The organism is Xanthocytophaga flava (assembly GCF_030068545.1).
Classification (GTDB): domain Bacteria; phylum Bacteroidota; class Bacteroidia; order Cytophagales; family 172606-1; genus Xanthocytophaga; species Xanthocytophaga flava.
This window is the reverse complement of sequence record NZ_JASJOR010000073.1, coordinates 1-2,023: the sequence shown is the minus strand read 5'-3', so window position 1 is coordinate 2,023 and position 2,023 is coordinate 1. Positions and strand designations below refer to the sequence as shown.

Genomic DNA, 2,023 nt, shown 5'->3' with positions numbered 1-2,023 from the left:
AAGGTGAGCAAACCCGGAGAACTGAAACATCTAAGTACCCGGAGGAAGAGAAAACAACAGTGATTCCGTAAGTAGTGGCGAGCGAACACGGATAAGCCCAAACCGTTATTGTTACGGCAATAGCGGGGTTATAGGACATTCTTTTAGTTAGTTACCGGAAGAAGAACATGATTGGAAAATCAGACCAGAGAGGGTGATAGTCCCGTACTTGCAAAGGTAATTAATGTGAGTGTATCCTGAGTAAGCCGGGGTTGGAGAAGCCCCGGTTGAATTGGCCGGCACCATCCGGTAAGGCTAAATACGACCAAGAGACCGATAGTGAATCAGTACCGTGAGGGAAAGGTGAAAAGAACCGTGCGTAACGGAGTGAAAAGAACCTGAAACCATGCGCTTACAAGCGGTCGGAGCCCTTTGGTGGGGTGACGGCGTGCCTTTTGCATAATGAGCCTACGAGTTACTCTTACTGGCAAGGTTAAATGTGTTAACACATGCAGCCGAAGCGAAAGCGAGTCTGAACAGGGCGCTTAGTCAGTAGGAGTAGACGCGAAACTTTGTGATCTACCCATGAGCAGGTTGAAGGTACCGTAACAGGTAGTGGAGGACCGAACCAGTAAACGTTGAAAAGTTTTTGGATGACTTGTGGGTAGGGGTGAAAGGCCAATCAAACTGAGAAATAGCTCGTACTCCCCGAAATGCCTTTAGGGGCAGCCTCTTGTGATGTTATACCGAGGTAGAGCGACGGATAGAACTAGGGGGAGTCACATCCTACCAAATTCTGCCCAACTCCGAATGCGGTGTAATTAACAAGGGAGTGAGGGCTGGGGTGCTAAGGTCCCAGTCCGAGAGGGAAAGAACCCAGATCATCCGCTAAGGTCCCTAAATCAGGACTAAGTTGAACAAAGGAAGTCTATCTGCATTGACAGCCAGGATGTTTGCTTGGAAGCAGCAATTCATTTAAAGAGTGCGTAACAGCTCACTGGTCGAGCGGATGGGGCATCGATAATAAACGGGCATCAAGTTTTGTACCGAAGCGATGAATGTGATCCTGAGAAGGACCACGTGGTAGGGGAGCATTCTTCCGGCGCAGAAGCTGTGATGTAAGTCATGGTGGAGCTTGAAGAAAAGCAAATGTAGGCATAAGTAACGATAAAGCAGGCGAGAAACCTGCTCACCGTAAGACTAAGGTTTCCTGATCAACGTTAATCGGATCAGGGTTAGTCGGGGCCTAAGGGGTTAGCGAAGGCGACTCCCTGATGGACAACTGGTTAATATTCCAGTACTTAGTAAATGAGCCATCAAGTGACGGAGGGGCGCGTTAGCTGCGGACAGACGGAATTGTCCGTTAAAGTGAGTGAAAGCTCATGATAGTACACTACGTCTTCGGACCCGGTGATAATGCTAAGAAGCCACTTCCAAGAAAAGCTTGGGAAGCAATTGTTTACTGACCCGTACCGTAAACCGACACAGGTAGTCGGGTAGAATATACTCAGGTGCTCGAGTGAGTCACGGCTAAGGAACTCGGCAAATTAACCCTGTAACTTCGGGAAAAGGGGAACCACAGCAATGTGGTCGCAGAGAAATGGCCCAGGCGACTGTTTAACAAAAACACAGGGCTTTGCCAAAACGAAAGTTGACGTATAAGGCCTGACACCTGCCCGGTGCTGGAAGGTTAAGAGGGGATGTTAGTCGCAAGGCAACGCATTGAATCGAAGCCCCAGTAAACGGCGGCCGTAACTATAACGGTCCTAAGGTAGCGAAATTCCTTGTCGGGTAAGTTCCGACCTGCACGAATGGTGTAACGATCTGGGCACTGTCTCGGCCGTGAGCTCGGTGAAATTGTAGTAGCGGTGAAGATGCCGCTTACCCGCAACGGGACGGAAAGACCCCGTGCACCTTTACTATAGCTTAACGTGGGTGCTGGGTCAAGCATGTGTAGGATAGGTGGGAGACTGCGAACCGGTGTCGCCAGGCATCGGGGAGTCAACGTTGAAATACCACCCTTGCTTGATTTAGCGCCTAATCC

The 2,023-nt window shown here is 49.7% G+C and carries 1 rRNA gene; it reads left to right on the top strand.

Going from position 1 to position 2,023, the window contains the following annotated elements:
- Window positions 1-2,023, top strand: a 23S ribosomal RNA gene (locus tag QNI15_RS38755); the annotation flags it as partial.